We start from the raw sequence: 12,787 nt of genomic DNA, 5'->3' as shown, positions 1-12,787 counted from the left end.
CATCATGAGTGATTGAAAAAAATAAATAATAAAATGATAATAAAAATTTTGGAAGGTATTTTATGAATAAAACAACAACGTTAAGAAACACTTTCCTAGTTTTACTAGGTTTGTTTTTTTCTTCTGCATTATGGGCTCATGGTGGCGCGGCGGGTACCGATACAGATCAATGTAAATTCGAGTTAGAACCCAATCATTGGATTCATTACACGGCTTATCAACCGAAAGCCTACCCCGCAGAAGAGTTTTGCGGCAATATACCCAATGCTGACACGCTGATTCAATTAGTTTTTGACTATCAGGACATTCGTTACCGTAATATGAAAGTCTCCTTTGAAGTCACTAAAGAGCCAGAAGGCACGAGTATCTTCAAACAAGCACCTAAGAAACATAAATCAGGAACAGTCGTTTTATCCTTACCAGAAGGGGTTCCTGATCCAGGTAAATACTTAATTCATATTACCTTGGAGCCAGACGAAGGCGAAAGATTAGATGCGCATATGGCATTTAGAGCAGGCGCAGGTCAATCAACAACTACGGTTGAAATGTTATTGTATCTATTATTTGCGTGTGCAGGTGTTTATGTTGTGTACTTGTCACATGATGGTTTTAAAACAAAGGTGGATGAAATTTTAGGAAACGTTAAAGATTCATAATGTTTAATTAACACCCTAAAATAAAAACTAAGGTAAAAAAATGCGAAAACATCCCCTGATAATTCTTTTTGGCGTTGCAACGATTGCCGCTCCTATATTAGCCATGGCGACGGCGGGTAATTTACCGCCATCAGTCGAGGTTGATGTGGGTAAGGTTGAAAAAGTTTGTGATAATAAAAACCCTGATTGGCGCAAGGCTCAAACCATTGAAGGAGTCACCATGCAAGAATCATTGCGCTGTGACCCTGATAACCCCTCTGATATTTCAGCACAAGTTAAAGGGACGAATAATATTTCAATGGAAACATTGATGAATTCTGGTTTTGCAGCCGATGCCATTATAAAAAAGAATGATATGGATGGGGATGGGGATCCAGACCTGATTATTATCAAATTAGAAGTGATTGAGCTTAATGGTCATTCCCCTGATTTTAAGGGTTTGGTTCCTACTTTCGACATAGCACCCGGTATTCAACCTGGTATGTGGGTTTTCGCCCCTAAAACACGGGGGATGTCGACCAGTAGTTTTGTAGGCGTTGATGCCAACCCATTACTAAGAGCCCCCTCCCCTGTGATTCGTGTTGAACAAGGTGATGTGGTTTGGATACAACTTGAAAATAGTCATTACTTTCCTCACACCATTCATTTACACGGAGTTGATCATCCTTTTGTCGATAGTTCGGGCGAAGGCAATGATGGTGTCCCTGTGACTAGTGATAAATTTGTCATGCCAGGGCAAAGTAAAACTTACGAAATTCGACCGCGTGCCACAGGTACGTTTGTTTACCATTGTCATGTTCAAACTCATGTTCATTTAGCTATGGGCTTAGTTGGCATGTTTGTCGTTGAAGAAAACCGACCGAATAACTGGGTACAAACATTTAATGTTGGTGCAGGACAAGTAAGACATCCTTCTAAAGCGATTTTAGAAGAGTATGATAGTGAATATGATTTACATTATCATGCGATGGATAAAGAGCTACATAGTGTTATTCAAGATTATAATGATCCACGACTTATTGCTAAAAAAATGAATCGTGAGTATCGAAATGGCGATGCAACCGAAGATTACTTTACTTTAAACGGGCGTTCTTTTCCCTACACCTTACGCGAATCCCTTATCGTTGCTGAGCCAAATAAAAATATTAAACTACGAATGTTTAATAGTACGGGGGAAACCTTAGCCATGCACACGCATGGGCATAAGGCAACGATTACCCATTATGATGGCGTAGAACATAACCCTGCTGCGCAAATTATGCGGGATGTTTATAATATTGCTCCTGCACAACGTAATGATTTAAAAATAAGTACGGTCGATGATGGGTTGCATAGTTACGGTGAAGGCATTTGGATTTTTCATGATCATCGGGAAAAAGGTATTGCAACCGATGGTATGAACCCTGGCGGTAATATAAGTGCGATTGTTTATAAAAAATACCTCAATGAAATGGGCTTACCTAAAACGGTAGGGGAAGGCATAGGCGATGCCTTTACCCAAGCATTTTATCAACGTAAAGTGCCTGTGTGGCAAAATACGGATGCATGGAATAGTTTAGGGGAAGTGGATGCGACTGATTATGAAGCGCCTCTAGCTAGTGAAGTGATGGCTGCGGAAGAAGGACCTAAAGCTTTTTCAGAATTAGTTGATATTGAAACTGAGAATGTATTTATTAATTTCTTGGTCGGATTGCTCGGCGGTATTTTTGTTTATGTGTTAATTCTTAACCGTAAAAAAATACTCAGTCAGTTTTCATCAAAAAAGGATGGGAAATAGAGATGACTAAATTATTATCAGTAGGCGTATTAACATTCATTCTTTTTAGTCCCGTTTCGGCCAAAGAATTTCAAGATCATAACACCCTAATGGATCATGGTGACGGCCACATGATGGATATGGATGGCGGCATGATTATGGGAAATAATACGGAGACTTTACCCGGAGGCTGTACTAAAATAGCGGCCACTGAAGAGATTACCGTTCATGCTGGACATAAATATTCTGAAAAATTTCCTGGACGAATGTTTGCATTTGACCAACAAGAGTATCATTTTAAACCGTGTACCAAATTGACGATTAATTTTGTGAATGATGATGAAATTCGTCATCAATGGATGATGCATGGATTACCCAAGTATCTTTACCCTAAAGGGATGTTTCACTTAGAGCTTACAGGACCTGGTAAAATTTCAGGGACCCTCATTTTACCCTCAACGGATAAAACTTATTTAGTTCATTGTGATATCGCGCAGCACATGGAAAAAGGGATGAAAGCCCAATTGATTGTTGGAAAAGGCAGTGGTACCTTGCCGAGTATTCCAGGAATTAGTGCCTATGTGATTCAAGATGATTATAGTGATAGCATTCCTGTGTTACCCACCGCTGAAGAAAAAGCGTTAGCCAACAAAAAAAATAACCCCGCCGCGACTCAAGTAAATAATGCGGTGGTTTCAGGGGTTACCATTATTGGCTTAGCAATTGGCTTATTATTAACGCCCTTTTTAGTCAAACGATTTAAAGGTAAAACCTTTTCTCAAAGTATTGCTTATACGTTTGAAATAATAGCCGGTGTCCTTAATTTCCTTGTGAAAGGACTTAAAAGTATAATGAGCGTGTTTTCAAAGACGAAAACATTACCAAAAAAATAAGACTCAGTGAATCATAAAAGCCTCTGAAAGTAATTTCAGGGGCTTTTTTATGGATAAAAGATAAGGTTTTGTATGGACTCTATGTCGCTTTGGGGACTTTTTGGAAGTGCCTTTATTTCGTCAACGATAGCCCCTGGCGGCTCTGAAGCTGTTTTAGCCTATATGATTTCAGAGGCTAGTTTTCAAACGGAGTTATTGGTGTTAATTGCAACGATTGGTAATACACTCGGCGCATTAACCACCTGGGGACTGGGTGTATTAGCGGCTAAAAAATACCCCTTAGATTCCGTGTTATCTGAAAAAAAACAGGCGGCTATTAATCAAGTTAAAAAATGGGGCTACTTACCCCTATTTTTTTCTTGGCTCCCTATTGTCGGTGATGGTTTTTGTTTTGCGGGCGGGTGGTTGAAAATGCCGTTAATGATTTCAATCCTGATTATTTTTTTTGGTAAAGCCCTTCGTTATCTCTTTATTGCTTATTTATTCAATTTAGTTTGATAACGAGCCTATTTAAAAAAAATCAAATCAAATCAAAATAGGATAAAATAATAAACCCAGCCATGTCTTCTAGCCACTCTTCTCATAAATTAAATACAAAAAACTTAGATGAATATAAAGCGGATTTACATTGAAGAGGCCCTATATGAACACCCACGGGTTAAAAATATTTGTCAACAATTCCCTAAAGCAACCCTCATACCCTGTGATCGTTATGGTGAAGTATTTAACCCCAAAGCTCAAAATTTTCGTCTACAAAAACAACAGCCTGCTCTCATATTAGCTGAAAAACATAAGAATTTTGCATTACCCGCGCCCCTAGGTTATGGCATTGGCGCGGAAAAAAATTATTATTTTTCTCACATGCTTAATTGTTTATACGATTGTCGCTACTGTTTTTTACAGGGTATGTATCAATCGGCCAATTATGTTTTATTTGTGAATTATGAAGATTACCAGCAGGACATTAAAACGCTCTGCGCATCATCGCCTAATGAGCCGATTCATTTTTTTTCAGGCTATGATTGTGATAGTTTAGCCTTTGAACCCGTCACGGATTTTGTCACCCAATTTTTACCTACATTTATTGAAACGCCGAATGCGTGGTTAGAATTACGAACTAAAAGCACACAAATTAGAAGCTTATTGAATAACGAGGCATTTGAACGTTGCATTGTCGCCTTTAGCCTATCGCCTGATGAAATTGCGACGAAAGTCGAAGATAAAGCCCCGTCACTGGAAAAACGATTGGCCGCAATGGTTAAATTACAGCAACAAGGCTGGCCACTGGGTTTACGTTTTGACCCTTTAATTTATCAAACCGATTATAAAGAACTATATCAACGCTTATTTTCTCAAGTCTTTGCTAAAATAAAACCAGAAAACATACATTCGGTGAGTTTAGGGACCTTTCGATTACCTGAAAAATATTTTAAAAAAATTCATAAGCTTTACCCTGATGAGAAATTATTTAGCAGTCCTTTAAGCTGTAATCAAGGGATGGTTTCTTATAAAACGGAACTGGAACAACAAATGATCGCGGATTGTACCGCCATGCTATTAGACTTTATTCCTGATGATAAATTTTTTCCATGCAGCCTTTAAAGCGCAGCGTTTTAATCACGGGCGCAAGTTCAGGGATTGGACGAAAAATTGCCGAGTCCTTATTAAAGCAAGGCCATAAAGTCATAGGCATTTCACGGGACTGCCAACAATTTACCCATACTCATTCGCAATTTTTTCCCCTAGAAATAGAATTAGCGGATTTAAAAAAATTACCTCAACACGCGACTCAATTAGGAAAAAATCACCCTGATATTGATACCCTCATTTTTGCAGCGGGTTATGGACAATTTGCATCATTAGAAGAATTTTCTTATGCACAAATCGAAACCTTAATGACGGTTAATTTTACCAGTAACGTATTTTTAACCCGAGCCTTATTACCTCGATTAAAACGAAAATCACGCGCGGATTTAATTTATATTGGCTCAGAAGCGGCCTTACAAGGGTCGCGAAAAGGAAGTATTTATTGTGCCAGTAAATTTGCATTACGCGGATTTACACAGGCACTCAGTGACGAATGTGCAAAAAGCTCAATAAAAGTAGGGTTAATTAACCCTGGGATGGTTAAAACTGAATTTTTTAATCCCCTTAATTTTGAACCAGGCGATCAGCGGGAACAGCATTTATTACCTGAAGACATTGCAAAGACGGTCAATTACATGTTGAGTTTAGAACGGGAAAGTGTGATTGATGAGATTAATATCAATCCCTTACATAAGGTCATTCACTTTAAAAAATAAACACCCCCCACTTTCTAATCAACTAGCTCAGACTATTTATACACAACCACAGCTTAACGTTTAAAACCGATCCACTCCAAAAAAACACCCATGAAAAAACATTACGATTCGCTTCAAATAAAATTTAAACCCACCCGAGTGAGTTAATATGCCTCATTTTGATGTCATTATTATTGGCGCAGGAGCATCTGGCTTAATGTGTGCCATAGAAGCGGGAAAACGCGGGCGTAAGGTTTTAATCCTAGATCATGCGAATAAGGTGGGTAAGAAAATTTTAATGTCGGGCGGTGGACGTTGTAACTTTACCAATTATACCGTTGATGCTGACAACTATTTTTCATCTAATCCTCATTTTTGTAAATCGGCTTTAAGTCGCTACACACAGTGGGATTTTATAGCACTAATTAACCGCTATAAAATTCCCTTTCATGAACGTGAATTCGGGCGATTATTTTGTGATGACAGTGCTAAAGACATTGTTAATTTATTATTAACCGAAGCCAATTTGGCGCAGGTAAGCATTCAATTGAATACCGCGATTAAAACCATTTGCCGTTCTGATTCTCAACAGTTTAAATTAACTACGACAAAAAATAACTACAGCTGCGACTCCTTAGTAATCGCAACAGGCGGCTTATCTATTCCAAAAATAGGAGCAACCCCCTTCGGTTATCAAATTGCCCAACAATTTGGAATCAATGTGTTAAAAACACGCGCGGGTTTAGTTCCGTTCACCTTACAACCTAAAGATAAAGCCCTCTTTTCTCAGCTTTCAGGTATCGCCATTCCCTGTGTAGTGAGTAATAGTCGGCAACATTTCAAAGAAAATATCTTGTTTACCCATCGGGGTTTAAGTGGGCCTGCTATTTTACAAGTGTCTTCGTATTGGCACGCGGGTGAATCTATTCATATTAACTTACTTCCCGAGTTAAATTTAGTTCCATTATTAACCGATCAACGCGAACAAAAATCCCAATTAAAAGTTAAAACTTTTTTAAGTGATTATTTACCCAAACGTTTACTTACAACGTTATTAACAACCGCCTTATTAGACTTACCGATCACCGAGTTATCCGATAAAAAAATTGAATCCTTAAGCGAGCAACTCCATCAATGGCAAATAAAACCAAGTGGAACCGAAGGCTATCGAACCGCTGAAGTGACTTTAGGCGGCATTGATTGTAATAGCCTGTCTTCAAAGACCTTAGAAAGTAATCAAGTTAAGGGCTTATTTTTTATTGGAGAAGTCATTGATGTAACAGGCTGGCTAGGCGGATATAACTTTCAATGGGCTTGGTCATCAGGTTGGAGTGCAGGACACTATGTTTAAGATTTCTTCCTTAAACTAAATTTAACTGAATTGTGATATTTTTAATCTAACTGTCACCCAGCCCTGTTACAATCATCATCTAATGAATCGTATTTAAACCAAACGACTTTAATTGAGTCATCGCTAACATGATCCCCCTCCTTTTTAAACTGACTAAAATATTCACTCATATAGGTCTACTATGACTGAAAAGAAAAATCGTTCAACCACCCGCCATCTATTCGTCTTTAATGCCAATAAATTAGCGGGGTTGTTTTCATTTATTTTAGTCCTTTCTCTCATTGGGTTAAGCGTTTTAATTACTTTCAAGCAAACTCCTCTTATCGAAAAGCAAACCGCCATACTAAGAGAATCGCTCATTTACCAAGTTGCTTACACGCTGAAAAACCCATTACTGGCAAGTAATCACCTCGCCGTAAAAAATATTTTAGATAAACTGTATCAACAAGAGTCGATCATCGGAATAACCCTTTACAATAAAGATTATTCTGTCGCTAATACACAAGGCTTTACAACCGAACCAATAAATTTCCCAACGGAGCTTGCGACCTATCAACAGCAAACTGACATCTTAAATAGCACATTCATTAACAGTACAAACGCCACCTCTTATACGATGATGGTTAATTATGATGCTTTAGTTTTTGGTTATATATCCGTCTCTTTTAGATCGCAATTACTTGAAAATACTCAAAAAGAAATTTTACAAAACTTGCTTTGGGTTATTTTAGCCAGTGGGTCAATCTGTCTTTTAGCGCTTATTTACCTAAAAAAATATACTAATAACCCACTTGATGACATGATGAATACCAACTCTATTCTTAATAATGAAAAAAATTACGATGAAATGAGTACCTTTATTCAATCATTTAATGAGATGGATAAAGGGTTATTGCAAAAAGATAAAGTAGAAGCTATTTTTTCACGTTATGTCTCGCCTCAAGTTGCTAAAGAAGTTTTGAATGATTTAGACTCACTGGTAGAAACTGAACTGGGCGGCGAGCATTTAACGGCGAGTGTGTTTTTTGCGGATATTGTAGGATTTACAAGCTTATCTGAATCAATGGATCCACAAGATATTAGCGAGTTACTCAATGTTTACTTTTCTAAAGTGACCGAAGTCGTCAGTTTTTGTGGAGGACATGTTGATAAATTCATTGGAGACTGTGCGATGGTCGTCTTTGGTGTTCCCGTTAAAAAAGAACAGCACGCCTTTGATTGCATTGCCTGTGCTTGGATGGTCTTAGAATTACTGCATCAGTTAAATCATCAACGTGAAGCGGAAGGAAAAATAAGAGTTGAATTTCGTATCGGGGTTAATAGTGGCACCATGCTGGCTGGAAATATGGGGTCAAATGAACGAATGGAGTATACCGTCGTCGGTGATTCCGTTAATTTAGCCTCACGTTTATGTGGCAGTGCTGAACCGGGTGAACTTATCATTACAGAGGATGTATTTGCTGAACAAAACCTGAATGGCTTAATTGACGTGGATGACAAAGATTTCATTAAATTACGGGGCAAAAAGTTACCCATTAAAACCTTAGTGGTGAGTGATATTCTAACCCCCTTTAAGCAACAAATGCTAGCTGAAATTCCTTTGATTATCAAACGCTGTGAGCAGAGCTAATCAACATGAAAACAGAGCCATCCTACAATGACCTTTATAGTGGGCTACCCGATTTTAAGTAACCTTGAAAGTTCACGAAAATCGTTAATAGCAGGATAATGATTAATAATATGGGCCGCTTTTTGGCTATCAGGTTGACTCATAGCAATTAAATAACCGATACCAAATTGTTTAGCCGCCGCTAAGACCGTCAAGCTATCATCAATCATAACGGTATGTGATTTATCAAACCCTTGTTGTTGCTGTAATTTAGTCCAAAATTTTAGATTTTCTTTCGGGTAACCTAAATCATGCGAACAAATAATGCCATCAAAAAATAGATTTAAACAGGTTTTTTCCATCTTTAAATTTAAACTCTCAGGATGGGCGTTGGTCACTAACAATACCCGCTTATCAGTATTTTTTAAGGCCTCTAAAAATTCAACAACATGAGGAAGTACGCTAATTAATGCGGCTATTTCCACCTTAAGACCCACAATATCTAAGGCTAAAACCTGTGTCCAATAATCTAAACAATACCATTCTAACTTTCCTTCCATTTGTTTAAATTTCGGGGCTAAAACTTGCTTCGCGTTGAACAATGAAAGTTTATTTTTTTCAGCATATTTTAATGGAATGAACTCGCGCCAAAAATGGTTATCAAAGTTGAGGTCTAATAACGTACCATCCATATCTAACAAAACGGTATCGTATAAATTCCAATTTATCATCTATTATAGCCTATTATAAAATCGCCCTTTATTAACCCTTATCATAACATTATGCTAAAAAAACCAACTATCTTAAATCGTCAAGATGTTTGCCAGAGTCGTTTATTTGCCATTGAAAGTATGGATATTGTCTTTAGTAATGGGGAACAACGTCAATATGAACGTTTAAAGCGTAATGGAAGCTATGGAGCGGTATTAATTGTCCCCTTATTAGATGATGAAACCGTGTTATTAATTCGAGAATACTCAGCAGGCGTGGATCGTTATGAACTAGGGCTTCCCAAAGGGAAAATAGATGCGAATGAAGCGGTTTTAGAGGCGGCTAACCGTGAACTTAAAGAAGAAGTCGGTTATGGGGCAAAAAACTTACAACAACTCACCTCTTTAACGCTCGCTCCTGGCTATATGGAACATAATATTCATATCATTGTCGCTCAGGATTTATACCCTGAAAAATTAGAAGGCGACGAGCCTGAAGAATTAGAGGTTGTTCCTTGGAAATTATCCGATATTAAGGGACTCATCGCCACACAAGAGTGCAGTGAAGCCCGTTCCATTGCCGCCCTTTATATGACCGCTGATTACCTTCGTTCAATCAAATAAACATGTTCCTGCGTTTGATACTTTCAAATTATAAAAAAATGTACGCTTATAAAATCTTATTCATCTTAATCATCGGGCTGTTATCCGCCTGTGATTTAACCGAGCTTAATAATCCTTACCCAACCGAGGATGATTCGTTAAATAATTTATACGCCTCATTTTCAGAAAGACCCAAACATTTAGACCCAGCGGTTTCTTACAGTGCTAATGAATACACCTTTATTGCCCAAATTTATGAGCCCCCCTTTCAATATCATTATTTAAAACGTCCCTATCAACTGATCCCGTTAACGGCCACTCGACTGCCAACGATTCAGTATTTAAATAAAAAGGGCGAGTTATTAGCGACGGATGCCGATGAAAATGAGATTGCGTTCAGTGATTACATTATTGACATCCAACAAAATATTCACTATCAACCGCATCCTGCCTTTGCCAAAGATAAAGACGGGCATTTTCGCTATCATCAACTCAATGAAACGACCTTAGAATCCATTCATACTTTAAATGATTTTAAAAATACAGGCACTCGTGAATTAATTGCGGAAGATTATGTTTATCAAATAAAACGTCTTGCCCACCCTAAAATTCATTCCCCCATTGCTGAAATTATGAAGCAACATATTGAGGGATTTTCAGCCTTTGCTGAGCCTTTAAAATCATTACCAAAAACTGCCCTAAAAGAATTAACCTTAACAGGTGTCACCGCCTTAAGTCGCTATCAATATAAAATTCGGATCAAGGGAAAATACCCGCAATTTCGATTTTGGTTGGCCATGCCTTTTTTTGCACCGATACCGTGGGAAGCCGATACTTTTTATGCCCAACCCGAACTATTAACCCGAAACATTAGTTTAGATTGGTACCCTATCGGAACAGGTGCGTATTTACTCTCAGAAAACAACCCGAATCGACGCATGGTGTTATCTAAAAACCCTAATTTTCATGGCGAAAACTACCCCCTAGACGGTGAAAAACAAGACCGTCAACACGGGCTATTAAACGATGCGGGTAAAGCCTTACCTTTTATTGATAAAGTCGTCTACACCCTTGAAAAAGAAACCCTGCCTTATTGGAATAAATTTTTACAAGGTTATTATGATGCCTCAGGTATTGCCTCCGATAGCTTCGATCAAGCCGTGCAGTTTACAGGGGATGGCGATGCTCAATTAACCACAGCGATGCAAAATAAAGGTATTCAATTACAAACAACGGTCGCCACCTCTATTTATTATTTAGGCTTTAATATGTTGGATGATGTGGTGGGTGGCAACACGGAAAAAGCACGAAAATTACGCCAAGCTATTTCGATAGCGATTGATTATGAAGAATATATTTCTATTTTTAATAATGGCCGAGGTATTGCCGCTCAAGGAATGATTCCCCCTGAAATTTATGGATTTTTAGCAGGCAAAGAAGGCATTAACCCATATGTCTATCATGATTTAGGCCAACGAAAAACCATTAACGAAGCCAAACAATTATTAAAAGAAGCGGGGTATGACAATGGGATTGATCCAAAAACAGCCGAAGCCCTAACCTTATATTTTGACACCTCATCAGCCAGTGTTGATGAAAGACCTCGAATGAATTGGTATCGAAAACAATTTGAAAAACTGGGTATTAAACTAGTGATTCGTGCCACCGATTACAACCGCTTTCAAGAAAAAATGCGGACAGGACACGCTCAAATTTTTAGTTGGGGCTGGAATGCAGACTACCCTGATCCTGAAAACTTCTTTTTTCTTCTCTACGGTGAAAATGGCAAAGTAAATCATGGCGGGGAAAATGCAGGAAATTATAATAATACTGAGTTTGATGCCTTGTTTGAAAAAATGCGAAACATGGAAAATGGGGCCCCGCGTTATCAACTGATCCAGAAAATGCAAGCGATTGTTCGCCGTGATGCCCCGTGGGTTTTTGGCTTACATCCCAAAAACTTTGTATTAGCCCATCGTTGGTATCAAAATTTAAAACCCAATTTAATGGCGAATAACCGTCTTAAATACACCCGAATTAATCCGAATCTTCGCCAACAAAAACGCAAACAATGGAATAAACCCTTATTTTTTCCATTATTCATCGGTCTTATTGGATTGGTCTTATTACTTCTTCCCGCCATTCATGCTTACCGAAAACGTCTCAATAGGCCCCTAAAAGAACATCGCGACTAGCCGTTAATGCGAGTGTTTAGACGTGCTATTCTTGACATTTAGTGGGTACGTTATCATCAGACCAGTCTTTAAGCTTAATTTTTTGTGCGTTAATCTTAAACGCTTTATTATTTCTCAATCCTTTACCTGTGAAAAGATTAAGATCACAAGCAAATGAATGATCAGGCGCTAAGGTATCACGGCTATTATAAGTATAGCCACCGAGTGTAAACGCCTTTTCCCGATAGGCAATGGTTAAGGCTTGAGACCAGCGATTTCTACCAATGGAATCATTTCCAGACATAATAATAAAGGACCCTTTTTTTCCTTTTGATTCCAGATAGGGAACGGTCCCCTCCATTGATCCCATCCAGATAAAATCGCTTTTATAAAGTACCTGTTTTAAGGTATTATTTTGTTGCCCTAAAAAAATATAAATTTCAACAAGGTCATCATTTTTCATCAACACAGCCGCATCCGTTTTTTTATCTTGATTCCAATCACCTGTCACTACACTTAAAACATTGGACTCATCGGCGGCATAAGCGGGCGTGTTTATAGAGGTTAAAATAAGGGCCAGAGCGGTCAATAATTTATAGCTAGATTGAGTGGATGTTTTCATTTTAAAACCTTGTCTGTGATTAGGATACGAAAGGGTTAATCAATAATAAAAGTGTTTGATATTTTTTAACAGAGAAAGAATGCTAATAACCCTATACTATACCTTTTTATGCTCTCTTTAGCGTAGTAAAA

The 12,787-nt window shown here is 38.1% G+C and carries 12 protein-coding genes; 10 read left to right on the top strand and 2 right to left on the bottom strand.

Going from position 1 to position 12,787, the window contains the following annotated elements:
- Positions 1-62 precede the first annotated feature (62 nt).
- The 8 genes from Q9M50_03595 (at position 63) to Q9M50_03560 (ending at position 8,568) form a co-directional block, all read left to right on the top strand.
- The gene (locus Q9M50_03595; protein MDQ7089712.1) at positions 63-656 is read left to right on the top strand and encodes a hypothetical protein; all 594 of its coding nucleotides are present in this window, start codon (positions 63-65) and stop codon (positions 654-656) included.
- A gap of 40 nt (positions 657-696) precedes the next feature.
- Complete coding sequence (locus tag Q9M50_03590; GenBank protein ID MDQ7089711.1) at positions 697-2,433, top strand: multicopper oxidase domain-containing protein; 1,737 nt, start codon at positions 697-699, stop codon at positions 2,431-2,433.
- Between the two features lie 2 nt (positions 2,434-2,435).
- Positions 2,436-3,305, top strand: a complete 870-nt coding sequence (locus Q9M50_03585; GenBank protein MDQ7089710.1) for a copper oxidase — start codon at positions 2,436-2,438, stop codon at positions 3,303-3,305.
- A 72-nt stretch (positions 3,306-3,377) separates the two neighbouring features.
- On the top strand, positions 3,378-3,803 hold the full coding sequence (locus tag Q9M50_03580; GenBank protein MDQ7089709.1) for a YqaA family protein: 426 nt from the start codon (positions 3,378-3,380) through the stop codon (positions 3,801-3,803).
- Positions 3,804-3,911: 108 nt separating this feature from the next.
- Positions 3,912-4,907 carry a DNA photolyase gene (locus Q9M50_03575; protein ID MDQ7089708.1) on the top strand — a complete coding sequence of 332 codons (996 nt, stop codon included), beginning with the start codon at positions 3,912-3,914 and terminating at the stop codon, positions 4,905-4,907.
- The gene (locus Q9M50_03570) at positions 4,895-5,608 is read left to right on the top strand and encodes an SDR family oxidoreductase (protein ID MDQ7089707.1); all 714 of its coding nucleotides are present in this window, start codon (positions 4,895-4,897) and stop codon (positions 5,606-5,608) included. The genes Q9M50_03575 and Q9M50_03570 overlap by 13 nt, the downstream gene beginning before the upstream one ends.
- Before the next feature lie 148 nt (positions 5,609-5,756).
- Entirely contained in the window at positions 5,757-6,938 is a 1,182-nt protein-coding gene (locus tag Q9M50_03565) for an NAD(P)/FAD-dependent oxidoreductase (GenBank protein MDQ7089706.1), read from the top strand.
- Positions 6,939-7,119: 181 nt separating this feature from the next.
- Positions 7,120-8,568, top strand: a complete 1,449-nt coding sequence (locus tag Q9M50_03560; protein ID MDQ7089705.1) for an adenylate/guanylate cyclase domain-containing protein — start codon at positions 7,120-7,122, stop codon at positions 8,566-8,568.
- A 44-nt stretch (positions 8,569-8,612) separates the two neighbouring features.
- On the opposite strand, the gene yrfG is transcribed toward Q9M50_03560, so the two are convergent.
- The gene (gene yrfG, locus Q9M50_03555; GenBank protein MDQ7089704.1) at positions 8,613-9,278 is read right to left on the bottom strand and encodes a GMP/IMP nucleotidase; all 666 of its coding nucleotides are present in this window, start codon (positions 9,276-9,278) and stop codon (positions 8,613-8,615) included.
- 51 nt (positions 9,279-9,329) lie between these two features.
- Between yrfG and nudE the strand changes: the two genes are divergently transcribed.
- Together nudE and Q9M50_03545 are read left to right on the top strand one after the other, a co-directional pair.
- On the top strand, positions 9,330-9,881 hold the full coding sequence (gene nudE / locus Q9M50_03550; GenBank protein ID MDQ7089703.1) for an ADP compounds hydrolase NudE: 552 nt from the start codon (positions 9,330-9,332) through the stop codon (positions 9,879-9,881).
- Positions 9,882-9,919: 38 nt separating this feature from the next.
- Entirely contained in the window at positions 9,920-12,055 is a 2,136-nt protein-coding gene (locus Q9M50_03545; protein MDQ7089702.1) for an ABC transporter substrate-binding protein, read from the top strand.
- Positions 12,056-12,080: 25 nt separating this feature from the next.
- On the opposite strand, the gene Q9M50_03540 is transcribed toward Q9M50_03545, so the two are convergent.
- The gene (locus tag Q9M50_03540) at positions 12,081-12,656 is read right to left on the bottom strand and encodes a hypothetical protein (protein MDQ7089701.1); all 576 of its coding nucleotides are present in this window, start codon (positions 12,654-12,656) and stop codon (positions 12,081-12,083) included.
- Positions 12,657-12,787: the final 131 nt, after the last annotated feature.

It is taken from the genome of Methylococcales bacterium (assembly GCA_030949405.1).
In the GTDB taxonomy this organism is placed as follows: domain Bacteria; phylum Pseudomonadota; class Gammaproteobacteria; order Methylococcales; family Methylomonadaceae; genus WTBX01.
This window is presented reverse-complemented; position numbering and strand designations above follow the sequence as displayed.

What these genes read in the sequence shown, in the direction of transcription:
- Q9M50_03570 (MDQ7089707.1), top strand. Translation starts at nt 4,895, where the DNA reads ATGCAGCCTTTAAAGCGCAGCGTTTTAATCACGGGCGCAAGTTCAGGG.
- Q9M50_03545 (MDQ7089702.1), top strand. Translation starts at nt 9,920, where the DNA reads ATGTACGCTTATAAAATCTTATTCATCTTAATCATCGGGCTGTTATCC.
- nudE (MDQ7089703.1), top strand. Translation starts at nt 9,330, where the DNA reads ATGCTAAAAAAACCAACTATCTTAAATCGTCAAGATGTTTGCCAGAGT.
- Q9M50_03580 (MDQ7089709.1), top strand. Translation starts at nt 3,378, where the DNA reads ATGGACTCTATGTCGCTTTGGGGACTTTTTGGAAGTGCCTTTATTTCG.
- Q9M50_03565 (MDQ7089706.1), top strand. Translation starts at nt 5,757, where the DNA reads ATGCCTCATTTTGATGTCATTATTATTGGCGCAGGAGCATCTGGCTTA.
- Q9M50_03540 (MDQ7089701.1), bottom strand. Translation starts at nt 12,656, where the DNA reads ATGAAAACATCCACTCAATCTAGCTATAAATTATTGACCGCTCTGGCC.
- Q9M50_03590 (MDQ7089711.1), top strand. Translation starts at nt 697, where the DNA reads ATGCGAAAACATCCCCTGATAATTCTTTTTGGCGTTGCAACGATTGCC.
- Q9M50_03595 (MDQ7089712.1), top strand. Translation starts at nt 63, where the DNA reads ATGAATAAAACAACAACGTTAAGAAACACTTTCCTAGTTTTACTAGGT.
- Q9M50_03585 (MDQ7089710.1), top strand. Translation starts at nt 2,436, where the DNA reads ATGACTAAATTATTATCAGTAGGCGTATTAACATTCATTCTTTTTAGT.
- Q9M50_03560 (MDQ7089705.1), top strand. Translation starts at nt 7,120, where the DNA reads ATGACTGAAAAGAAAAATCGTTCAACCACCCGCCATCTATTCGTCTTT.
- yrfG (MDQ7089704.1), bottom strand. Translation starts at nt 9,278, where the DNA reads ATGATAAATTGGAATTTATACGATACCGTTTTGTTAGATATGGATGGT.
- Q9M50_03575 (MDQ7089708.1), top strand. Translation starts at nt 3,912, where the DNA reads ATGAATATAAAGCGGATTTACATTGAAGAGGCCCTATATGAACACCCA.